Below are 21,450 nucleotides of genomic sequence, written 5' to 3'. Positions count from 1 at the left end.
TTCCTGCGTGACGGTTACGCCGGGGTCCCGAGGCGGAGGAGGAAGAGCGCCTCGCCGAGCGCGAGCGCCTCGATCTCGGACGGGTCGACCGACTCGTTGGGAGCGTGGATGAGGCTCGCCGGCTCCTCGCAGCCCATGAGGACGATCTCGGCGTCGGGGTTGACCTGCTGGAAGACGTTACACAGCGGGATCGAGCCGCCTTGGCCGCTCGTCACGGTGCGCTCGGTACCGAAAGCCTCGGCGAGCGCGTCGGAGAGGACCGCGAAGCCGTGGCCGTCGGTGCGGGCGAGGAACGGTGAGCCGGGCACGTCGCGGACGATCGTCGCGTGCGCGCCCCATGGCACGTGCCGTTCGAGGTGCGCGACGAGGAGGTCCTGCGCCGCGGCGGGGTCCATGCCGGGCGGGACACGCAGGTTAAGGCGGGCACGCGCCGACGCCTGGACGGCATTGACGGCGTTCGCGACGCTCGGCACGTCGATGCCCGTGATCGTGAGGGCGGGCCGCGCCCAGAGCGCGTCCGCGACGGTGCCCGTCCCGGTGACGTCGACGCCGTCGAGGATCGCCGCGTCGGAGCGGAACGTCGCGAGGTCGTACGGTGCGCCGTCCCACGTGCCCGACGTGTCGAGGCCGTCGACCGTGACGACACCGTCGGCGTCGCGCAGGGTCGCGAGGAGCGCGACGAGGGCCGCGACGGGGTCCGGAGCCGCGCCCCCGTACGCGCCCGAGTGCAGCGGTCCGGCGAGCGTGCGGAGCTCGACCTCGACGTCGGCAGTGCCGCGCAGCGAGACCGTGAGCGTCGGCTGGCCCGCGGCGACGTTGCCCGCGTCGGCGACGAGGATGACGTCCGCCGGGTAGGTGTCCGGGTGCGCGAGCAGGTGGTGCTCGAGCCCTCCGGTCCCCTGCTCCTCGGAGCCCTCGACGACGACGCGGATGCCGACGGGGATCGGCCGGCCGGTCTCCTGGGTCCACGCACGCAGGGCGCGCAGCGCGGTGAGGTGGGCGACGATGTTGCCCTTGCAGTCGGCCGAGCCGCGGCCGTAAAGGCGACCGTCACGCTCGGTGAGCTCGAACGGCGGGGTCGTCCACGCCTGTGCGTCGAGCGGCGGCTGGACGTCGTAGTGCGCGTAGAGGAGGACCGTCGGTGAGCCCTCGGGGCCGGGCAGGTGACCGACAACGGCGTCGGTGCCGTCGGGCGTCGGGACGAGCTCGCACGGCACGCCCGCCTCGGTGAAGAGGTCGCGCGTGAGCTCGGCCGCCTCGACGAGTCGCTCGTGCGGGACGAGCGCCGCGTCGGCGACGGACGGGATGGCGACGAGCTCGCCGAGTTCGGCGAGGGCGCGGGGCATGAGTCCCTGGACGATGGGGCGGAGCATGCCGGCGTCAGTCATCAGTGCTTGTCCGTCGCCGCCCACTCGCGGTTCTTGCGGCTCGCGGCCCACGCCGCGACCTGCGTCCGGCGCTGGAGGCCCATCTTCGCGAGGAGCGAGGTGATGTGGTTCTTCACGGTCTTCTCGGCGACGGAGAGCCGCTCGGCGATCTCACGGTTGGAGAGGCCCTCACCGATGAGGTCGACGACGCGCAGCTCGGACGGCGTGAGGTCGGCCGTCGGGTCCTCATGCTCGGCACGACGACGGGTGACGGTGCGCTCGTCGAGCAGCACGCGTCCCGCGGCGACCGCGTGGATGACGTCGGAGATCTCGGCGCCGCGCACGCTCTTGAGGAGGTAGGCGGCCGCGCCGGCCTCGAGGGCCTCGGCGAGCGCCCGGTCGTCGTCGAACGACGTGAGGATGATCGCCCGCGCCTCGGAGCCGCTCGCACGCAGCTTGGTGATGAGGTCGATGCCGGTGCCGTCGGGCAGCTGGAGGTCGACGAGGATCACCTGGGGCCGCACGAGCGCCGCACGTCGCTCACCCTCGGCGACCGAGCCCGCCTCGGCGACGACGCTCAGGCCCTCGGACCTGTCGACGACCTCGGCGATGCCACGGCGGACCACCTCGTGGTCGTCGACGATCATGACGGTGATCGGCTCACCGGACGTGTCAGGGGCGTTCGTCGCTCGCATAGGACCATCGTACCCAGCGCGCCGCACGGTTGACGCCCTATCTCGCGCGTGTGACGGTCGCGTCCTGTCCCGACGTGCGCCGGCGCTCGCCCTGCGGTGACGACGTGAGCGCACTATCGTCAGCCGCATGCCACGGAACGGACCTTCTGCGCTCTTCCTCGCCTGGGCGCTCCACGACGTCGAGGAGGCCATGGCGTTCCCCGTCGCGTGCGAGCGCGCCGCCAACGCGACAGATGTCGAGGTGCTGCGCATGGACCACCGGCAGTCGTGGGTCGCGGTCGGGCTCATGGGCGTGCTCGTCGCCGCCGCGTGCCGCGCAGGTCGCGGCCTCGGCGGCCGCTCACGGCTCTACCGGGCGGTCGTCGCAGGCCTCGAGGCGCACGTCGCGACGCACGTCGGCGCCTCCGTCCTCCAGCGGGGCTACACGCCCGGCGTCGCGACGGCCCTGCCCGTCATGCTGCCCGGCGCGACGGCCGCGCGCCGCGAGCTCGAGCTCGAGGGCACGCCTCTGCGCGCGGCCGACTACGCACGGGGCGCCGCGCTCCTCGTCCCGGCGGCGCTCGTCTGTCACGTCCTCGCGCGACTCCTGCCAGCGTCACGGCGGTGCTGACAAGCGAGGCCGCTGACAGGCGGGGCACCTGCCCCGGGACGGGGCGCGGTGCCGGTGGTCAGGACGACGTGACGAGCCCCGTGATGAGCGAGACCGCCATCGCGACGACGATCGTGTTGAACGCGAACGCGACGACCGTCTGGACGCGCACCGCGGTGAGTCCCGCACGCGTGCGCGGCGTCCCGCCCGAGAGCGCGCCGACGGCCGAGACCATCACCGCCATCGAGAGGAACTCCCCGAACTCGGGATCTTCGTCGAGCCCGAAGTCGATCCGCTCCCCCGCCGCGTGGAGCCGCAGGTAGCGCAACGCGAACGCGTAGACGACCGACACCCACGTCGACGCGACGGTGACAAGCACGAGCACCGGCAGCAGCAGTCCACCGTCACGCGCCCCCACGACCGCCGCGGCGATCGAGATGACGAGCGCCGTCGCCGCTGCCGTCACGCCCCACTCCTCGGCCGACCTCAGGCCCAGAGCCTTCGACAGCGTGCTCGCACCACGGCGATGCTGGAGTGCCGCGAGCCGCGTCACCGTGCGCGCGTCCTCCCTCGACAGCAGCAGGTGCGTCCACGCGTTGTAGACGATGAAGAACACCGTGAAGGACACGCACAGCCACGCGAGCGCCGTCCCGAGGTCGTCCTGCGGCCCCCTGAGCATGAGCAAGGCCACGACGACAAACGGCACCGACACGAGCATCGCGATCGCACCGCGAAACCCGTCGTCGAAGCGCAGGGGGATGTCACGGACACGACGAGGGCGAGGCATGGCGGGGAGTCTACGACGCGCCGCGCACCTTCACGGCCGCCGCTCACCGCGCCGCTCACCGCCGCCGCTGGCAGACGGGGCAGAAGAAGGACGAGTGGTTCGTGAACGCCTCGCGGCGCAGGGGCGCGCAGGTCCGACGCGCGAAGTCACGCCGACGAGCCAGCGCTTCCCGCGTCGAGAGCGTCGGAACCGTCACGGGTGGCAGACCGAGCGACTCGTCCACGCCCTTGAGCACACGAGCGGAGACAGGCGTGACGACATCGATCCCCGCAAGCCCGGGGCGGCCCGGCCTCACGCCCGTCGCCCGTCGACACCGCGCCTCGTGGACAACGACCCGGGGTCGGCGTCGCTCGAGGCTCTCCACGCAACCCGTCAGATGCCGCCGCCACCCCTCCGGCCTGGGAAAAGATCGGGAAAGCCCTAGTATTTATCGCATGTCGCACAACCTTGCCCTCATACTCCTCCCCCGCACCGATCCCGCAGCCCTCGGCGCGTCGCCGTCGGAGGTCACCACGTTCGACGAGGCGAGCAGCAGCGAGGTGCTTGGGCCCTCAGCGGCGGCGGTCGGTGACCACACGGTCGTCTGCGACCCGACGATGACGATGTTCGAGCTGCCAGCGCATCCCGCCGCCGGCACGGTAGTCGTCGAGCTTGCAGGCGTCGCCGACACCTACACGCTGCGGGTCTTCGGCGAGAGCCCGCGATTCCGGGTCGTTGCCGAGGGCAAGGTCGTCGAGGACCAGGGCGTTGCTGTCCCCGCCGAGCAGGGCCTCGAGGAGATCGATGACCCCGAGGACGCGCACCTCGAGCTCTTCTGCCGGCTCGCGGGCCTCGCTCGCGCCGAGCTCTGGGAGCTCGTCTGGGCACCGCTCGTCTGACCGTCCCCCGATCTCCGCCGCCCGCGGCGGCCTCAGCGACGCTGGCACCTCGGGCAGAAGAACGACGAGCGGTTCGTGAACGCCTCGCGGCGCAGGGGCGTGCCGCACCGCGGGCACGGTTCGCCCTCACGCCCGTAGGCGTTGAGGCCGCGCGCGAAGTAGCCGGACTCGCCGTTGACGTTGACGTAGAGCGCGTCGAAGCTCGTGCCGCCGACCACGAGGGCCTCGGTCATGACGTCCCGCGCGGCCGTGAAGAGATCGACGAGGCGTCTCTCGGCGATGCCCGACGCAGCCCGCGCGTGGTGGACGCGCGCCCGCCACAGGGCCTCGTCGGCATAGATGTTGCCGACGCCCGAGACGAACGTCTGGTCGAGCAGCAGTCGCTTGATCGCGGTCCGGCGCGTGCGGGCGGCGCGGGCGAGCGCGCGGACGTCGACCGCCGGGTCGAGAAGATCGCGCGCGACGTGCGCGACGGGTGCGGGCAGCCACGGGTCCGGCGCGCCGAGCCCTCCGGGTAGCCCGTCGGACGTCGGGACGAGCTCGCTCACCGCGAGGTAGCCGAACATCCGCTGGTCGACGAAGTCGAGCGCGCGGCCGTCCTCGCCGAGCAGGATCCGGGCCCGCAGGTGCCGGCGGGCAGGCAAAGGCGCGTCGGAGACGAGGAGCTGACCCGACATGCCGAGGTGCGCGAGCAGTGCCTCACCCGTCGGCCCGGACGCGTCGGACAGCGGCAGCCACAGAAACTTGCCGCGCCGCACCGCGGCCGCGAGCCGCAGGCCCGCGAGCCGTCCGACGAGGTCGGGCCCGCCGCCCTCGTGGCGGCGCACGCTCTGGTGCGCGAGAACCTCCGCCCGGGTGACGCTCAGACCGACGACGTGCCGGGCGAGACCGTCGCGGACGGTCTCGACCTCAGGAAGCTCAGGCACCCTCGGCGGGCTCCTCCTGCACGGCGGTCGCGGCGAGGTGCACCTGGACCCACTCGTACGCCTCCTCCGCCGCGATCTGCTCCGCGTGCTTCTTCGCGGTGCCCTGCCCCGTGCCCCGAACGACCCCGGCGAGCACGACGCGTGACGTGAAGACCCGCGCGTGGTCGGGCCCCTCGGAGTCCGACTCGTAGCGTGGCGCGCCGAGACCGGCCTCGGCGGACGCCTCCTGGAGGCTCGTCTTCCAGTCGAGCCCCGCGCCGAGCCCCGCGGCAGCGTCGAGCAGCGGGTCGACGAGCGTGTGGACGAAGCGCCGTGTGCGCTCGAGCCCGTGCGTGAGGTAGACGGCACCGATGATCGCCTCGACCGTGTCGGAGAGGATCGAGTCCTTCTCACGTCCGCCCGTGCGCCGCTCCCCCTTGCCGAGGAGGATGTACTGGCCGAGGTCGAGCGTCCTCGCGACCTCCGCGAGAGCGCGCTGCGAGACCGTCGCCGACCGCATCTTCGCGAGCTCACCCTCGGGCTGCGAGGAGTGCCGGCGGAAGAGGGCCTCCGTGACGATGACCCCGAGCACCGAGTCCCCGAGGAACTCGAGGCGCTCGTTCGTCGGGATGCCACCCGCCTCGTGCGCGAAGCTGCGATGGGTGAGCGCAAGGACGAGGAGTTCAGGGTCAACGTCGATCCCGAGCGTCTCGAGCAGGTCCGACGGCGAGAGGGTGCTCTCGGCCGCGCTCATCGCTCGCCCCCCTCAGCGGTGTCGTCGGCATCACCGCCGCCGAGTGCGGCGAGCGCCTTCCAGCGCGGGTCGAGAATCTCGTGGGAGTGGCCCTCGTTCGCCGGGTCGTTGAGGTCCGCGCCGCACTCCGAGCACAGCCCCTGGCAGTCGGGACGGCACAGGGGCGAGAAGGGCAGAGACGTGACGACCGCGTCGCGCAGCGGCGGCTCGAGGTCGATGAGCTCGTTCTCGACGAGGTAGACCTCGTCGGGGTTCTCCTCGTCGGCCTGCTCCTCCGCGAGGGCGGCTGCCCGTTCGGGGTAGAGGAAGAGCTCGGCGACGTCGACGTCGACGTCAATCTCGAGCTCGGTGAGGCAGCGAGCGCACTCCCCCACTGCGTCGGCCGTCACGAGGCCCGAGACGTACACGCCCTCCATGACGGCCTCGAGGCGCAGGTCGAGGTGGACCGACGAGCCCTCCGGCACAGCGACGATGTCGGTGCCGAACCCGGCCGGGGCCTCGAGCGTCGTGTCGAGCGCGCGCATCGACCCTGGTGAGCGCCCCAGGTCGTGCACGTCGAGGACGAAGGGGTCGCGAGGGTCGGGCGTGCGGTGGTCCACGATCGTTGCCTGCTGTTCTTCGAGCCGCACGCTGGATCGGCGCGGCGGTCCTCCGATGCTAGTCGCTCGAGGCGGACGCGCCGTCATCAAGCCGCTCCGCCAGCTTGGCGCGGCCGGCCTGCACCTGGAGGACGAGCTTGCCGAGGTCGATCTCGAACTCCGCGAGACGCCGGTCGCAGTAGTCGTCGGCCTCGCGCCGCAGCGTGTCCGCCTGCGCGTGCGCCTCCTCGACGATCCGCGCGGCCTCGGCTCGCGCCTGGACGACGACCTGTTCCTCGGCGACGAGCTGAGCGGCTCGCGTCCGCGCGGTCGCGATGACACGTTCCGCCTGCTCCTCAGCGTCCGCGAGCACGCGGTCGGCATCCGAGAGCACCTCGTCGGCGCGGTCGAGCTGGGCGGGCATCGCGGCCCGCAGGTCGTCGACGAGCGCGAGCGCTTCGGCACGGTTGATAAGCACGGACGCCGACATCGGCATGGCGCGCGCGTGCGTGACGAGCGCGTCGAGCTCGTCGACGAGCGCGGGGAGGCTGGGAACTTCGTCCTCGGTGGGGTGCTGCTGCTCGGTCATCGGGGCTCCTCGGAGGGACGGTCGGTGCGGGGCCGGGCAGGGTCTGCGTCGGCGGCGCGTCGTGCGAGCGCGGCCCGCACGACGTCGCCGACGCCCGGCGGGACGAGGTCGTCGATCGGTCCGCCGAAGCGGGCGACGTCCTTGACGAGGGACGACGCGACGTGCGCGAGCGCGCCGTCGCCGACGACGAAGACGGTCTCGACGCTCGCGAGGTGACGGTTCATGAGGGCCATCGGCACCTCGGCGTCGTAGTCGGCGCCGCCGCGCAGGCCTTTGACGACGACGGTCGCGCCGATCTCACGGCAGAAGTCGACGAGCAGGCCGGGCACGGGCTCGACCCGCACGCCCGCGAGGTCAGCGACCGCGGCGCGGGCGACGTCGAGGCGCTCGTCGAGCGTGAGGAGGGACGACTTCGAGGAGTTGCGGGCGACGCCGACGACGACCTCGGGGACGAGGCGTCGGGCGCGGCGCACGACGTCGAGGTGTCCGAGCGTGAATGGGTCGAACGACCCCGGGCAGACGGCGATGGTCACCTCTCCACGCTAGACCATGCCTCCGGTGACAGCCCGGTCCCCGCGCGGCACACGTCCCGCTCAGGCGGGCGCGTCATCGCCATCGGGTCCCCCGTACCAGATGCTCGTCTCGCCGTAGTCCTTGTGAGCGATCTCGCTCCACCCGGCGGGCCACGTCGGAGGTGCGGTGCGCCGTGAGCGCTCGACGACGACGACCGCGCCGGGCGTGAGGGCGCCGTCGACCGCGAGCGCCTCGAGGAGCGCGTCGACGGTCGCGTCCGGTAGGTCGTACGGCGGGTCGACGAGGACGAGGTCCCACGGCTGCGCGGGCGGGTGCGCGACGACGCGCTCGGCACGGTCGACGACGACCGTGACGACGGCCGTGAGCCCGGTCGCGGCAGCGTTCGCGCGGCACACGTCCGCGGCCTGGCGCGACGCGTCGACGAGGACGACGGCCGCGGCGCCGCGGCTCGCGGCCTCGAGCCCGAGGGCGCCCGAGCCGGCGAAGAGGTCGAGGACCCGCGCGCCGTCGACGACGTCGTAGTGCTCGAGGCGCGAGAACATCGCCTCGCGCACCCGGTCGCTCGTCGGGCGCGTGCCCTTGGGCGGCACTTTGAGGCTGCGTCCGCCGGCGCGTCCGGCCACGATCCGTGTCACGGGAACAGCCTAGGGCCCGCAACGCGCAGCATCGGGCAGCCGGCGCCCCGACCCTCCGGGTGCGGGCCGTGGCCCCTGGGGCCGGACCGTGGCTGGGGACGCTGCAGCCCGCGGGACGTTCAGCCGCGGTCGAGGAACGCGGTCTCGACGCCCCGGAGCCGCGCCTCGACCGCGGCCGCGAGCGCGGGGAACGCCGCAAGCGTCGGGTCGGCCGCGACGAGGTCCGTCGCCTCCTCGCGCGCCTCCGCGATGAGGTCCGCGTCCTTGACGACGCGCAGGAGCCGCAGCGAGCTCGCGCCGCCCGACTGCGACGCGCCGAGCACGTCGCCCTCGCGGCGCACCGAGAGGTCGAGGAGCGCGAGCTCGAAGCCGTCGGTCGTGCCCGCGAGGTGCGTGAGGCGCTGCGCGGCGTCCGAGCCCTCCTCGGCGCGTGTCACGAAGAAGCACGTGCCGGGCAGCGTGCCGCGGCCGACGCGACCACGCAGCTGGTGAAGCTGGGAGATGCCGAAGACGTCGGCGTCGAGGATCACCATGACGGTCGCGAGCGGCACGTCGACGCCGACCTCAATGACGGTCGTCGCGACGAGGACCTGCGTGCGCCCCTCGAGGAACGCGGCCATCGCGCGGTCACGCTCGTCCGACGACATCCGGCCGTGGAGCGTGCCGATCGCCGCGCCCCCGAGGACGGGCATGCCTTCGAGCTCGCGCACGACGTCCTCGACCGCGCGCCGCGCGGGCGGGGTGCCCGCGCCCGCGCCGCCAGCGGCACGACCGTCGGACGACGAGGCGCCCGACGACGTGCCGCCGCCGAGCTGCGCGGCGAGGTCGTCAAGCAGGTCGGCGCCGTCGGACGTGGCGTCGTCGCCCGTGATCCGCGGGCACACGACGAAGACGCGCTCGCCCCTGTCGACGTGCTCGCGGACGACCTGCCAGACGCGTTGCATCCAGGCGGGCCGGTCGGCCCACACGACGTGCGACGTGATGCCCGCGCGCCCTTGGGGCACCTCGGTGAGCGTCGACACCTCGAGGTCCCCGAAGACGGTCATCGCGACCGTGCGCGGGATGGGCGTCGCCGTCATGACGAGCATGTGCGGCACGTCGTCGCCCCGCGTGCGCAGCGTGTCGCGCTGCTCGACGCCGAAGCGGTGCTGCTCGTCGACGACGACGAGACCGAGGGCGGCGAACTGGACCCTCTCGGAGAGCAGCGCGTGCGTACCCACGACGATGCCCGCGCGGCCGCTCGCCGCATCGAGAAGCGCCTCACGCGTCGCCGCGGCGCCGAGCGACCCCGTGAGGAGCGCGACGCGCGTCGCACGCTCGTCACCACCGAGCAGGCCGCCCTCGGCGAGCGGGCCGAGGAGCGCCGTGAGCGTGCGGTGGTGCTGCTGGGCGAGGACCTCGGTCGGCGCGAGGAGGACCGCCTGCCCGCCCGCGTCGACGACCTGGAGCATCGCGCGCAGCGCGACGAGCGTCTTGCCCGAGCCGACGTCACCCTGGAGGAGCCGCTGCATGGGGTGGGCCCGCCCGGGGTCGGCGGCGATCCCCTCCCCGCCCGCGCCCTGCCCCGCCGTGAGGTCGAACGGCAGACGGGCGTCGAGGTCTGCGAGGAGCGACGGACCCTCGACGCGCGGCCGCGGCACGGCCGAGAGGACGAGCGCGGCGTGACGGCGGCGGGCGAGCTCGGTCTGGAGGACGAGCGCCTCCTCGAAGCGCAGCGTGCGGCGCGCCCGGTAGGCGTCGGCGACCTTGGCAGGCGCGTGCACGGTGCGGATCGCGTCCGGCAGCGACATGAGACCGCGCCGCGCGCGGACCTCGAGCGGCACGGGCTCGGGGAGGCCGTCGACGAGCGCGGGTAGGACGGCCCGCACCGCGCGCGCCGTCTTCCACGAGGGCATCTGCGCGGTCGCGGGGTAAATGGGGGTCGGCGGCATCTCGCCGAGCCCCTCGGCGTCCTCGATGACCTCGTAGTCGGGGTGCGTGAGCTGGAGGGCGCCGCGGTACTCGCTCACGGTGCCCGAGAACTGCGCGAGACGTCCCGGCACGAGCCGCGACTCGTGCGGGCGCAGCGCGCCCGCGTGGCGCGCGAAGAACGACAGGTCGAGGCTGCGGGACCCGTCCGTGACGACGACCGAGAGGATCGCGCCTGAGCGCGCCCGCATGGTGCGGACCGTCGCGCGTTCGACCTGCGCGACGACCGTGACGTGTGCGCCGACCTCGAGGTCGGCGATGCTCGTGCGCTCACCGGGTTCGACGTAGCGCCGCGGGTAGTGCCGCAGGAGGTCGCCGACGGTTGTGAGGCCGAGCGTCGCGAGGCCCTTGGCCGTCGGCTTCCCGAGGACGCGCTCGAGCGGTGCGTCGAGCCCCGAGGCGTCGGCGGGGACCGCGAGCTCGCTCACAGGAGCCCCACCCGCAGGACCGTGTCGTCGCGGCCCGAGAAGAGCTCGACGACGTCGAGGCCGGGCCGGGCCTCGAGGTGCGCGCGGCACGTCGCGAGGTCGTCGGCGGGGACACCGCCGCCGACGAGGACCATCGCGAGCCCGACGTCGCCGGGCTCGCCGAGGCCTGTGAGCCCCGCGGCGACGTCGGCCGTGCGGACGTCAAGGTCGCACCAGCGCAGCGCAGCGACCGCGGCGCGCATGTCCTCGAGCGCCCGTGCCTCGTCGCCGTGCTGACCGAGCGACTCCTCGCGCGCGGTGAGCGCGGCGACAACGTGGAGGTCGTCGGGCACGACCACCGCCTCGACCGTGACGCCCGGCATGCGATGCAGGGACCGGCGCAGGGTCGCGACCGAGTCGGAGCGCAGCACGGTGACGATGCGGTCGCGACCCGTGTCCTCGAGGACGCGCACGAGCTCCGACGGCGTCCACGGCCGGTCGGTGCGCGCGAGGACGACGGCTCCCGTGCCGGCGGCGTCCGCGAGCAGGCCGGGGCTCCTCACCCCGGCGACGACGCCGACGTCGCCCGGAGAAACGAGGAGAGAGCGGACGCACACCTGCCGGAGGCCAGCTCCCTCGGCCGCCTCAAGGGCTGCCGCCGGCGTGTCGGTGTGGACGTGCGCCTGCCAGACGCCGTCGCCGCCGACGACGACGACCGACTCGCCGACCGCGCGGAGCCGTGCGCGGAGCCCGTCGGCGAGGTCGCCGCCGTCGGTCTCGGCCTCGACGACGTACATGACCTCGAACGCACCGTCGGCCTCGCCCGCGGAGACCAGGTGGCCCGGGTGCAGCGTGCCGGCGTCACGGCGGCCGCCGGAGGCCGCAAGGTCGTCGGGGAGGTCGACGGCGGAGGCCGCCGCATCGCGGGTGGCGGGGTCCGTAAGCGCGTCGCGCAGCGCCGCGAGGACGAGCGTGAGGCCGAACGCCCCAGCGTCGAGCACGCCGTGGTGGGCGAGGACGTCGAGCTCGTCGGGAGAGCCGAGAACGGCGGTCCGCGCGCCGGCGACGGCCTCCCGTACGACACCGGCGGCCGTCGCTCCCGAGTCGGCGGCGGCACGCTCCGCGGCCGACGCCGCGGCATCCGCGGCCGTGAGGATCGTGCCCGGGGCCGGCCGCGCGACCGCGGCGCGAGCCGCGCCCGCGCCCGTGCGGAGGGCGATCGCGACGCCCGCCGCGTCGAGGCCCGCGAGGTGCCCGCTCGGGCCGTCGGCCCGGGTGGCACGCTCGGCGCCGACGGCGAGACCTCGCAGGAGCTCGGAGAGGATGATCCCGGAGTTGCCGCGCGCCGCGAGCAGCGCGCCGCGCGCGAGATCGTGGAGCGCACCCGCCGCGTCGTCCTCCGCGTCGTCGACCGCACGCCGTGCCGCAGTGAGCGTGAGCAGCATGTTCGTCCCCGTGTCGGAGTCCGCGACGGGGAAGACGTTCGCCGCGTCGATCCGCTCGCGCGCGTTCTCGAGCGCGGCGACCGCGAGGTCGGCCCAGCGTCGGACCGCGGCGGCGTCGAGACGGGCTTCCACGGGGAGTCTCCTTGGGGTCGGACGGACGCCTCCACGATGCCACGGCCGCGGGGCACCGAGCGTCCACGAGCAAGTTTGCGGGCGAGGTCGCGTCCACAGTAGGCGGCACGACCGACAACCGGCGAGACGCACGCCACAGGACGTGTCCGTCCACGTGTTTGGGAGTGGCGGTGCCGATCAGGTACTCTGTTCAGGTTGCCCGGGACGACCCGGGCCCGGCGGTGCGCTCGATGCAGGCCCACGACTCCTCTTCGCAGGGTCAGGTCATGTCCAGGCCACCCCGACTTCACGCCTCGGCCGCGTCCACGCGGCTCGCACGACCGACTATTTCAGGAGAGACAGTGGCCGCCAACTGCGACGTCTGCGCCAAGGGTCCGAGCTTCGGGCACTCCATCTCGCACTCGCACGTGCGTACCAAGCGCCGCTGGAACCCGAACATCCAGCGTATCCGTGCGATCGTCAACGGCACGCCCAAGCGCGTGAACGTGTGCACCTCGTGCCTCAAGGCCGGCAAGGTCCAGCGCCCTGCCTGAGCCCACGGCTTAACGAAGGCCCGCATCCCTCCGGGGACGCGGGCCTTCGTCGTTCCCAGATCCGTCACGGCGGCGTCAGGCGCACACGTCCCCGAGACACGACGCACCCCGAGCGGGTGACGTGGTTCTTTGACGACGATCGCACCGCCCCGTGGTGAACATCGCGGGTCCTTTGCCTCTTCCCGGTGGACCCATGACCGATCGGGTGGCAGTCTTGGCACATGGTGCAGGAGATGAACGCCCTGACGATCCGGACCGCGACGGTCGAGGATGCGCCCGCGGTGGCGCGCATCCACACCACGTCGTGGCGCAGCGCCTACGCGGGCATCGTCCCGGACGACGTCCTCGCGACGCTCGACGTCGACGCGCGCGAGCAGCGGTGGCACGGCTACCTCGCCGACACGCACATCCGCACGTGGGTGGCAGAGGTCGCTGACCGCACGATCGGCTTCGCAACCCTCGGGCCGGCCAGGGACGAGGACGCGGACGACGGCGACCTCGAGCTCTACGCCATCTACCTCTCCCCTGAATCCTGGGGCACGGGCGCCGCGCGCGAGCTCATGCGGACGCTGCTCACGGAGGTCCCCGAGACCGCGCGGCTCACGCTCTGGGTCTTCGCGGACAACGAGCGCGCGCGTCACTTCTACCGCCGCCACGGGCTCGCGCCGGACGGCGTCGAGCGGCTCGAGGAGTTCGGCGGCACGCACCTCACCGAGGTGCGCTACGTCCGCACGAGCTCCTGAGTCACCGGCCGCCTCACCGCGCGGCACCGCCGCGCTGGTCGGAGCCCCTCAGTCCGTCCCCGGTCCTCAATCCTTCCCCGGTCCGAAGTGGTCCCAGCCGCCCCCGGCAGGCACGGCCCGACCCCCGACGGTGACTCTCGCCCCGCCCGCCGGCAGCTCCTCGACGCGTCCGAGCGTCCGGAAGCCGTCGGGCAGCGCCACGCCGGGCGGGAAGGTCGCGAGCATGCCGTGATCCTCACCTCCCGTGAGCACCCACCGCGTCGCGTCCGCGCCGAGCGCAGCGGCGACGGGTGAGAGCAACGCGACGTCGTCGGCGAAAGCGTCCGCCGGATCGTCGATCGCGAGCCTCACGCCGCTCGCGGACGCGATCCGTCCGGCGTCGCGCAGCAGCCCGTCGGACACGTCGAGCATCGCGGTCGCGCCCGCGACCGCCGCGGCGCGGCCGGCCCCGACCGGAGGCGACGGGACCCGGAACGCGTCGAGCACGACCGCGCGCACGTCAGCTGGCACGCGGGCGTCGTCGGCGCGACCCGCGTCGAGAAGCGCAAACCCCGCAGCGGAGCGACCCCGGACGCCCGCGTGCGCGACGACGTCACCGGGCCGGGCTCCCGAGCGCAGCACGGGCGCCCGGCCCTCGAGGTCGCCGAGGACGGTCACGGCGAGGACGACGAGCGGCCCGCCGGCAAGATCCCCGCCGACGACCCCCGCTCCCCACGGCCTGCACGCGTCGTCGAGGCCGCGCGCGAGGTCCTCGACCCACACGGCCGGCAGCTCACCGGGCAGGACGAGCGAGACGACGAGCCCCGTGGGGACGGCGCCGACGGCCGCGGCGTCCGCGAGGTTCTGCGCGGCCGCACGCCGACCGACCTCGCGGGCGCTCGACCAGGCCCGTCTGAAGTGGACGTCCTCGACGAGGACGTCGGTGCTCACGACGACCTTCCCGTCGGGTGCCGAGAGGACCGCGCAGTCGTCCCCCGGTCCGACGAGCGCGGCGCCCGGCGCGCCGAGCAGAGGGACGAAGCGCGCGAGGAGCTCCGACTCGGAGAGGTCGCCGACGAGCGTCAGTCGGTCGCGGTCCGGGTCGGGCGAGGTCACAAGTGTCACGCGCCCAACCTAACGGTGCCGGACGGGTAGCGTGGAGCCGTGCCCCTCCCCGACCGTCCGTCGTCCCAGGTCCCTGCGCGCCGTCCGCTCGCCGCTCTGCTCGCCGCCGCGGCCGTCGCCGCGCCGCTCGCGGCGTGCGCTCCGTCGATCTCGCTCGCCGCGGCGCCCTACGCAACCGACCCGCTGTGCGCGTCGATCGTCCTCGCGGTGCCGGACAGGCTCGGGAACCTCGACCGCATCACCGCGTCCGCGCAGGCGACGGCCGCGTGGGGCACGACGGCGCAGGCCGTGACGCTCCGCTGCGGCGTCGAGCCGCCCGGCCCGACGACCGAGCAGTGCCAGGCGATCGCAGACGTCACGGGCGCGAGCGTCGACTGGATCGTCGTCGAGGAACCGGGGACGGGCGACTGGGTGTTCACGACGTACGGCCGCACCCCAGCCGTCGAGGTGCGCGTGCCCGCGGGGACGTCGGGTGCGGCCGTCGTCGACCTCAACCGCGCGGTGTCCGCCGCGCCGCAGACGCGGCACTGCTACTGAGGCTGGCAGGGGCTCAGCGCAGTCCGGTGGGCCGCTCGAGCGCGAGCGTCAGCAGTTCGTCGATGAGCTCGGCGTAGCCGAGCCCCGACTCCTGCCACATGCGCGGGTACATCGAGAACGGCGTGAACCCGGGCATCGTATTGATCTCGTTGACGATGACGCGCTCGTCGGGCGTGACGAAGACGTCGACGCGCGAGAGCCCCTCGGCCGAGAGCGCCTCGAACGTGCGCACCGCGACGTCCTGGACGGCGGCGACGACGTGCGCGGGCAGCTCGGCGGGGCACGAGAGCTCGACGTCGCCCTCGCCGAGGTACTTCGCGTCGAAGTCGTAGAACGCGCGGTTGGTATCGCGCACGACGATCTCGCCGGGCAGCGAGGCGCGCGGACGGTCGCCCCCGTGCCCGCCGAGGACCGCGCACTCGATCTCGCGGCCGACGACACCCTGCTCGACGAGCACCTTGGGGTCGTGCTCGCGGGCCGCCACGATCGCGGCGTCGAGGTCGGCGAGGTCGTCGACCTTCGAGATCCCGAGGCTCGAGCCGGCGCGGGCGGGCTTGACGAAGAGCGGGAGCCCGAGCTCGGTGATGCGCGCGAGCAACGCGTCGCGCTCACGCTCCCACGCGCCCGGGCGCACGACGACGTAGGGCGCGACCGCGAGCCCCTCGGACTCGCAGACGACCTTCATGTAGTGCTTGTCCATGCCGACGGCCGACGCGAGGACGCCGGCACCGACGTAGCGGACGTCGGACATCTCGAGCATGCCCTGGAGCGTGCCGTCCTCGCCGAACGGCCCGTGGATGAGCGGCATGACGACGTCGACGGCACCGAGCGCGCTCGGCACCTCGCCGGGCGCGAGAACCTGGACCTCCCGCGCGTGCGTGGCCATGGGAAGGACGACGTCGGCGTGCGACGCCTCGACCTCGGGCAGGCGGCCGTCGGTGATCTCCCACGCCGCAGGGTCGTCGGCGGCGACGACCCACTGGCCCTGCCGGGTGATGCCGACGGGGACCGGGTCCCAGCGCTCCCGGTCGATCGCGCGCAGGACGCCGGCGGCGGTCGCGCAGGAGATGGCGTGCTCGCCCGAGCGGCCTCCGAAGAGGACCATGACGCGGGGGCGGGTGCCGGGGACGGTGGCGGGGGGTGTGCTGAGCGTGTCCATCGCGGGCAAGCCTACCGCCGGACCACGAGATGGACCCGCGCCCGTTCCAGCACGCCCGGAGGGGTCGTGCGGGCGTAACCTGCGGGCATGACGACGCCCGACGCCACGCCCGACCCCGCTCCCGTCGACGCCGCCGCGGCGCTGTCGCCCGCGACGCTCGCGGTCGTCGCCGGCCGCCCTGCGCCCGTCCAGGGTGCGCCCGTCAACCCGCCGGTCGTGCTGTCCTCGACGTACGTCTCGCAGGGGCCCGTCGTGCCCGGCGAGCGCCTCTACACCCGCATGGGCACGGAGACGTGGGAGCCGTTCGAGGAGGCCGTCGCGGCGCTCGAGGGCGGTCGGCACGGTGCGACGGTCTTCGGCTCGGGCATGGCGGCGGTCGCCGCGGTGCTCGCGCTCGTGCCGCTCGGCGGCGCGGTCGTCGTGCCGCGCCACGCCTACCAAGCGACGCTCGGCCTCCTCGACCAGCTCGCGGTCGAGCGTGGGCTCGACGTGCGGCGCGTCGACGTCGCCAACACCGACGAGGTCACCCGGGCTCTCGACGACGCGGACCTCCTGTGGGTCGAGACGCCGACGAACCCCATGCTCGAGGTCGCCGACCTCCCGTCGCTCGTCGAGGCGGCCCACGCGCGGCACGTGCTCGTCGCGGTCGACTCGACGTTCGCGACACCCCTCGTCCAGCGGCCCTTCGAGCACGGCGCCGATATCGTCGTGCACTCCGCGACGAAGTATCTCGCGGGGCACTCCGACGTCGTGCTCGGCATCGCTCTTGCCGCGAGCGAGCACCTCGCCGACCACCTCCGTGCCCACCGGACGTCGCACGGCGCGATCGCAGGTCCGTTCGAGGTGTGGCTCGCGCTGCGCGGGCTGCGGACACTCGCCCTGCGCGTCGAGCGCGCGCAGGCCAACGCGCTCGAGCTCGCCCGACGCCTCGCCGAGCACCCCGCGGTCGCCGAGGTGCGCCACCCAGGCCTGCCGACGGATCCCGGCCACGAGCGCGCGACGCGGCTCATGGCGGGCTACGGCGCGATCCTCGGGCTCCGCCCGCACGGCGGGCCCTCCGCTGCGGACGCGGTCGTCGCGAACGTGCGCGTGTGGACGCCCGCGACGAGCCTCGGCGGTGTCGAGTCGACGCTCGAGCGGCGCCGCCGCTTCGGGACGGAGTCGCTCACTGTGCCCGAGGACCTCCTGCGCCTCAGCGTCGGCGTCGAGGACGTCGAGGACCTCTGGGCCGACCTCGACCGGGCGCTGCGCGCAGCACAGGGCTGACGTCTCGCCCGGCGGCGGCCGCGCAGCCGCCGGGTGCCGCGCAGCCGCGCGGGGCGTCGACCGCACGGGCCGGCAGAATCAGCCGCACCCTGTCGCGCTCGACGGCCGCGGGCATAGACTCACGTCCTCACGTCGAGAGGACCCCCCGATGCTGCTCGTCAGCGCCCGTCGACCGCTCCTCATCGTGCTCGCGACCGTCGCGGCACTCGTCCTCACGCTCCCTGCGGCGGCGCCCGCGTCCGCCGCACTGCCGAAGGCCGGAGCGCCGTGGGTGACCGCGCAGTCGGTCACGGGCAGGTCCGTGACCCTCAGCATCAGCTGGCCGCGGGTCAAGGGTGCCACCCGCTACGAAGTGGATCTCGTGGCCTCCCGCTCGGGCAAGGCTCTGAGCGGCGCCCAGATCACGCGGTCGTCCGCGACCCGGACCCGGAGCTTCGCCGCGACGAAGGGCACGACGCAGAAGGCCCGCCTCACACGCCTCAAGCCGGGGACCGTCTACTGCGTCGTCGTGCGCGGACTGCGCGGCTCGAAGACCGTCGGGCCGCGCAGCGCGCCGCACTGTCGGATGACGACCGAGCGCGACCGTGCCGCGACGAAGGGTCGCGAACGGCTCGCCGTCGCGACGTACAACGTGTGCTCGGGCTGCGCGTCCGGCAAGCTGCCCGCGTGGGGACCGAGCCGCGCCGCGCGGGTCGCCGACCGCATCGCACGGCTCACGGTCGGCACCTCGCATCGTCGGGCCGACGTCGTGACGATCCAGGAGGGCGACCGCGCCCTCGCCGAGAACGAGGAGCGCGGCGACCTCGAGAACGCGCTCGCCGGCACGTTCACACGCGGCTGCAAGCCGGGCGACGGCACCGGTGACGCATACGACAACAACGTCGGCGTGCTCCTGCGCGACGCCACGCTCACCGCCGTCCCCGGCACCGCGGGAGGCATGACCTTCGAGGCGTTCGACGACGACGCGACGCACGGCGCGTGCTGGGTCGAGGCCCGCTCGCGCGCCACGGGTCGCACGTACGCGTTCGTCGGACTCCACGTCGACGAGCGCGCGGGGGCGGACGCCAACCGCAGGCGTGAGACGGCGGCGGTCCACGCCGCCGTGACGAAGGCCCTCCCGGGTCGGACCGTCATCTACGCGGGCGACACCAACTCGAGCCGCAGCCGCAAGGTCGACGGTCCGCGGGTCGCGCTCGCTGGCGAGGGGTACGACGACGCCTACGACGTCGCGCTGCGCTACCAGTCGCACCCGCACCAGAACTCGGCGATCGGCACGTCGGGCACGGTGCGCACGTCGACCCTCTGGGGCGACCACATCGACCGCGTTCTCGTCCCCCGCAGCGTCGCGGTGACGGCGTGGAAGGTCGACCACCGCCTCACGAGCCGCACGCGCTACGCGACGCCCCTCGCGTCCGACCACGACCCGGTGATCGTCGAGCTCCGCCTGCCGCGCTGAGCCCGTGTCAGTCCCGGCCCGTCGGCGCGTCGGCGGCGCTCCCGGCGGTGCGTGAGCCGGAGCTCTCGTCCGCTTCCCCGGCAGGATCGTCGTCCCCGCTCGAGCGCCCGTCCGCGTCGGCTGCTGCGGGCACGGCGGTCGACCGGCCCGGCAGCACTGCCGTGCCCGCCTCGAGGTCGACGCCGAACGGCGGCGCGGCGGCCCCGGTCTGCAGCCGGTCGTGGCGGATCCGCTCACGCTCCTCGGTGAGGGTCGTGCGCGAGGGCTGGAAGATCTCGATCATCTCGCCGAGCATGCCCGAAGCGATGTCGCTGCCGGTCGTCTCGCGGCGTCGGTCGTCGTCGTGGCGAGGCCGTCCGACGCGGACCGCCACGACGACGACGATCGCAGCGAGCACGCCGAGCGCGACGACGAGTTCCTGCCACGACGGCACGGCTCTACAGCCCTTCTGCCTTCTGCGGGCGGGCGAGCAGCGCTCGCGCCATCTCGTCGACCGCGAGGCCGTCGTAGAGGACGGCCGCAACGGCCTGCGTGATGGGCATGTCGACGCCGAGCGAGCGGGCGAGCTCGAGCACCGAGCGCGAGGACTTCACGCCCTCCGCCGTGCCGCCGGTCGCAGCGATCGCCTCCTCAAGCGTGAGGCCCTCACCGATGTGCTTGCCGAGCGTGTGGTTGCGCGAGAGCGGCGAGGCACACGTCGCCATGAGGTCACCCATGCCCGCAAGACCCGGGAACGTCTCCGCGTTCGCGCCGAGGGCGCGGCCGAGACGCGTGATCTCGACAAGGCCGCGCGTGATGACCGTCGCGGTCGTGTTGAGCCCGAAGCCCTTGCCCTGCGCGATGCCGACGGCGATCGCGATGACGTTCTTCACGGCGCCGCACAGCTCAACGCCGACGACGTCGGTGTTCGTGTAGGGCCGGAAGTAGGGGTTCGTGCACGCGCGCGCGACGAGGGCGGTCGCCTCCGGGTCAGTTCCCGCCACGACGGTCGCAGTCGGCTGCCTCTCGGCGATCTCGCGCGCGAGGTTGGGTCCCGAGACGACGACGACCTGCCGGGCCGGAAGCCCGAGCGCCTCGGCGACGACCTCGCTCATGCGGCGGTCGGTATCGAGCTCGACGCCCTTCATGAGCGAGACGGCGACGGCGTCCGCGGGCACGTGCTCGCGCAGGGTGGTGAGGGTCGCGCGTGCGGACTGCGACGGGATCGCGACGACGACGAGATCGGCGTCCTCGAGCGCCGCCGCTGCATCGGTCGTCGCCGTGATCTGCGCGGGCAGGCGCACGCCGGGGAGGTTGCGGGAGTTGCGGTGGTCGAGCGTAATCTGCGCGCAGACCTCGGACGACCGGCCCCACATGCGGACGTCGCAGCCGGCGTCGGCCATGACGACCGCGAAGGTCGTGCCCCACGCGCCCGTGCCGAGGACGGCGGCGCGGAGGGGGCGCTCGGTCTCAGTCGTGCCGGAGCTCGTGCTCTGCTCGCCCGTCATGAGTCCTCACCGTCCGTCGTCGTACCCGGTGCCGCGTCGGCCTCCTCGGGACGTGGCCGAGGGTCGTCTGCCGGTGTCCCCCGGCTCGGGCCCACGGGGACCTGGGTGGGGTCGGCCTTCGCGGCGCGCAGGGCCGTCCGCATGTCGTAGCGCACCGCAGGCGGCTCCTCGCCGCGGATCTCGGCGAGGATCGCCGTGACCGCGTCCATGACGCGCTCAGTCGCCTCGCGGAGCGTCGCGGCGTCGAGCGGGCGGCCGTAGAGGTCGTCGAGCGGGACCGGCGGACCTGCGTGCACCGAGACGTGCTTGCGCGGGAACGGGCGGAAGCGCTTGGAGTACCGGGGCAGAATGTCCTGCATCCCCCACTGCGCGACCGGGATGACCGGGACGCGGGCCTCGAGCGCGAGCCGCGCGACGCCGGTCTTCGCGGTCATGGGCCACAGGTCCGGGTCGCGCGTGAGCGTGCCCTCGGGGAACACGGCGACGCAGCGCCCCTCGCGCAGCGCCTCGATGCCCGGGTCGAGCGCATCGTGCGCGTGCGTCGAGTTGCGCTCGACGGGGATCTGACCGGTCGCGCGCAGGAGCGCCCCGAGGACCGGCACCTTGAACAACGACGCCTTCGCGAGGATGCGCGGCGCGAAGCCCGCGTCGTACACGTAGTGCGCGAACGTCAGCGGGTCGATGTTCGACATGTGGTTCCCGGCGACGACGAAGCCGCCCGAGGCCGGCAGATGCTCCATGCCCTGCCAGTCGCGGCGCGTCATCGAGCGCATGAGCGGGCGCACGAGACGCGCGACATTGCGGTAGGCGCGGTTGGCGCTGGCAGGATGCTTCGGCACGGGACCACATCCTACCGGGCGGCCTCCTCCTGGGGCGGAGACGCGGCGACCCCGGTCGCGGCA

Annotated in this window: 23 protein-coding genes; 7 read left to right on the top strand and 16 right to left on the bottom strand. The window is 73.8% G+C overall.

The window, feature by feature from the left end; all coding sequences use genetic code 11:
- Nucleotides 1-14 precede the first annotated feature (14 nt).
- A complete protein-coding gene (locus C1729_RS00805; RefSeq protein ID WP_102507874.1) occupies nucleotides 15-1,388 on the bottom strand; it encodes a dipeptidase in 1,374 nt (457 codons plus the stop codon).
- On the bottom strand, nucleotides 1,388-2,062 hold the full coding sequence (locus C1729_RS00800; RefSeq protein WP_165375379.1) for a response regulator transcription factor: 675 nt from the start codon (nucleotides 2,060-2,062) through the stop codon (nucleotides 1,388-1,390). Before C1729_RS00800 ends, C1729_RS00805 begins: the two co-directional genes overlap by 1 nt.
- 127 nt (nucleotides 2,063-2,189) lie before the next feature.
- Here C1729_RS00800 and C1729_RS00795 point away from each other — a divergent pair, with 127 nt between their 5' ends.
- Complete coding sequence (locus C1729_RS00795; RefSeq protein ID WP_102507873.1) at nucleotides 2,190-2,672, top strand: HXXEE domain-containing protein; 483 nt, start codon at nucleotides 2,190-2,192, stop codon at nucleotides 2,670-2,672.
- A gap of 58 nt (nucleotides 2,673-2,730) precedes the next feature.
- Here C1729_RS00795 and C1729_RS00790 read toward each other — a convergent pair whose 3' ends face one another.
- Entirely contained in the window at nucleotides 2,731-3,438 is a 708-nt protein-coding gene (locus C1729_RS00790) for a DUF1345 domain-containing protein (protein ID WP_102507871.1), read from the bottom strand.
- A gap of 434 nt (nucleotides 3,439-3,872) precedes the next feature.
- Here C1729_RS00790 and C1729_RS00780 point away from each other — a divergent pair, with 434 nt between their 5' ends.
- Nucleotides 3,873-4,316: a hypothetical protein gene (locus C1729_RS00780; protein WP_102507868.1), complete on the top strand. Its 444-nt coding sequence runs from the start codon at nucleotides 3,873-3,875 to the stop codon at nucleotides 4,314-4,316.
- Nucleotides 4,317-4,348: 32 nt separating this feature from the next.
- Here the strand turns inward: C1729_RS00780 and mutM are convergent, their stop codons facing one another.
- From mutM to C1729_RS00740, 8 genes are all read right to left on the bottom strand, one after another.
- A complete protein-coding gene (gene mutM / locus C1729_RS00775; protein WP_102507867.1) occupies nucleotides 4,349-5,242 on the bottom strand; it encodes a bifunctional DNA-formamidopyrimidine glycosylase/DNA-(apurinic or apyrimidinic site) lyase in 894 nt (297 codons plus the stop codon).
- Nucleotides 5,235-5,975 (bottom strand): ribonuclease III, encoded by a 741-nt coding sequence (gene rnc, locus C1729_RS00770; protein ID WP_102507865.1) that lies wholly within the window; start codon nucleotides 5,973-5,975, stop codon nucleotides 5,235-5,237. Before rnc ends, mutM begins: the two co-directional genes overlap by 8 nt.
- On the bottom strand, nucleotides 5,972-6,499 hold the full coding sequence (locus C1729_RS00765; protein WP_242493861.1) for a YceD family protein: 528 nt from the start codon (nucleotides 6,497-6,499) through the stop codon (nucleotides 5,972-5,974). The genes rnc and C1729_RS00765 overlap by 4 nt, the downstream gene beginning before the upstream one ends.
- A 133-nt stretch (nucleotides 6,500-6,632) precedes the next feature.
- The gene (locus tag C1729_RS00760; RefSeq protein ID WP_102507861.1) at nucleotides 6,633-7,142 is read right to left on the bottom strand and encodes an ATP synthase subunit B family protein; all 510 of its coding nucleotides are present in this window, start codon (nucleotides 7,140-7,142) and stop codon (nucleotides 6,633-6,635) included.
- A complete protein-coding gene (gene coaD, locus C1729_RS00755; protein WP_102507858.1) occupies nucleotides 7,139-7,675 on the bottom strand; it encodes a pantetheine-phosphate adenylyltransferase in 537 nt (178 codons plus the stop codon). Before coaD ends, C1729_RS00760 begins: the two co-directional genes overlap by 4 nt.
- 60 nt (nucleotides 7,676-7,735) lie before the next feature.
- Entirely contained in the window at nucleotides 7,736-8,311 is a 576-nt protein-coding gene (gene rsmD / locus C1729_RS00750; protein ID WP_102507856.1) for a 16S rRNA (guanine(966)-N(2))-methyltransferase RsmD, read from the bottom strand.
- Nucleotides 8,312-8,430: 119 nt separating this feature from the next.
- Complete coding sequence (locus C1729_RS00745) at nucleotides 8,431-10,707, bottom strand: ATP-dependent DNA helicase RecG (RefSeq protein ID WP_102507854.1); 2,277 nt, start codon at nucleotides 10,705-10,707, stop codon at nucleotides 8,431-8,433.
- The gene (locus C1729_RS00740) at nucleotides 10,704-12,263 is read right to left on the bottom strand and encodes a DAK2 domain-containing protein (protein ID WP_102507852.1); all 1,560 of its coding nucleotides are present in this window, start codon (nucleotides 12,261-12,263) and stop codon (nucleotides 10,704-10,706) included. Before C1729_RS00740 ends, C1729_RS00745 begins: the two co-directional genes overlap by 4 nt.
- Before the next feature lie 341 nt (nucleotides 12,264-12,604).
- Between C1729_RS00740 and rpmB the strand changes: the two genes are divergently transcribed.
- Together rpmB and C1729_RS00730 are read left to right on the top strand one after the other, a co-directional pair.
- Nucleotides 12,605-12,796 (top strand): 50S ribosomal protein L28, encoded by a 192-nt coding sequence (rpmB, locus tag C1729_RS00735; RefSeq protein ID WP_102507850.1) that lies wholly within the window; start codon nucleotides 12,605-12,607, stop codon nucleotides 12,794-12,796.
- Between the two features lie 233 nt (nucleotides 12,797-13,029).
- Nucleotides 13,030-13,539, top strand: coding sequence for a GNAT family N-acetyltransferase (locus tag C1729_RS00730; protein WP_242493659.1), 510 nt, complete (start codon nucleotides 13,030-13,032; stop codon nucleotides 13,537-13,539).
- A 66-nt stretch (nucleotides 13,540-13,605) separates the two neighbouring features.
- On the opposite strand, the gene C1729_RS00725 is transcribed toward C1729_RS00730, so the two are convergent.
- Nucleotides 13,606-14,643, bottom strand: coding sequence for a thiamine-phosphate kinase (locus tag C1729_RS00725; protein WP_242493658.1), 1,038 nt, complete (start codon nucleotides 14,641-14,643; stop codon nucleotides 13,606-13,608).
- A gap of 39 nt (nucleotides 14,644-14,682) precedes the next feature.
- Between C1729_RS00725 and C1729_RS00720 the strand changes: the two genes are divergently transcribed.
- Entirely contained in the window at nucleotides 14,683-15,180 is a 498-nt protein-coding gene (locus tag C1729_RS00720; RefSeq protein ID WP_242493657.1) for a DUF3515 domain-containing protein, read from the top strand.
- Between the two features lie 13 nt (nucleotides 15,181-15,193).
- On the opposite strand, the gene C1729_RS00715 is transcribed toward C1729_RS00720, so the two are convergent.
- Nucleotides 15,194-16,339, bottom strand: coding sequence for a D-alanine--D-alanine ligase family protein (locus tag C1729_RS00715; protein ID WP_242493656.1), 1,146 nt, complete (start codon nucleotides 16,337-16,339; stop codon nucleotides 15,194-15,196).
- Nucleotides 16,340-16,426: 87 nt separating this feature from the next.
- Between C1729_RS00715 and C1729_RS00710 the strand changes: the two genes are divergently transcribed.
- Nucleotides 16,427-17,605, top strand: coding sequence for a trans-sulfuration enzyme family protein (locus C1729_RS00710; protein WP_102507847.1), 1,179 nt, complete (start codon nucleotides 16,427-16,429; stop codon nucleotides 17,603-17,605).
- Between the two features lie 148 nt (nucleotides 17,606-17,753).
- Nucleotides 17,754-19,061 (top strand): endonuclease/exonuclease/phosphatase family protein, encoded by a 1,308-nt coding sequence (locus tag C1729_RS00705; RefSeq protein ID WP_102507845.1) that lies wholly within the window; start codon nucleotides 17,754-17,756, stop codon nucleotides 19,059-19,061.
- Between the two features lie 7 nt (nucleotides 19,062-19,068).
- On the opposite strand, the gene C1729_RS14235 is transcribed toward C1729_RS00705, so the two are convergent.
- The 3 genes from C1729_RS14235 to C1729_RS00690 are packed head-to-tail and all read right to left on the bottom strand — an operon-like array spanning nucleotide 19,069 to nucleotide 21,387.
- Nucleotides 19,069-19,494 (bottom strand): DUF6191 domain-containing protein, encoded by a 426-nt coding sequence (locus C1729_RS14235; protein WP_129590616.1) that lies wholly within the window; start codon nucleotides 19,492-19,494, stop codon nucleotides 19,069-19,071.
- A 4-nt stretch (nucleotides 19,495-19,498) separates the two neighbouring features.
- Complete coding sequence (locus C1729_RS00695; RefSeq protein WP_102507843.1) at nucleotides 19,499-20,548, bottom strand: NAD(P)H-dependent glycerol-3-phosphate dehydrogenase; 1,050 nt, start codon at nucleotides 20,546-20,548, stop codon at nucleotides 19,499-19,501.
- Entirely contained in the window at nucleotides 20,545-21,387 is an 843-nt protein-coding gene (locus C1729_RS00690) for a lysophospholipid acyltransferase family protein (RefSeq protein WP_242493655.1), read from the bottom strand. Before C1729_RS00690 ends, C1729_RS00695 begins: the two co-directional genes overlap by 4 nt.
- Nucleotides 21,388-21,450 lie beyond the last annotated feature (63 nt).

This window comes from Sanguibacter massiliensis (genome assembly GCF_900240335.1).
GTDB classification, from domain to species: domain Bacteria; phylum Actinomycetota; class Actinomycetes; order Actinomycetales; family Cellulomonadaceae; genus Flavimobilis; species Flavimobilis massiliensis.
Note: the sequence above shows the minus strand (reverse complement) of the source record. Positions and strands in the feature narration are given on the sequence as shown.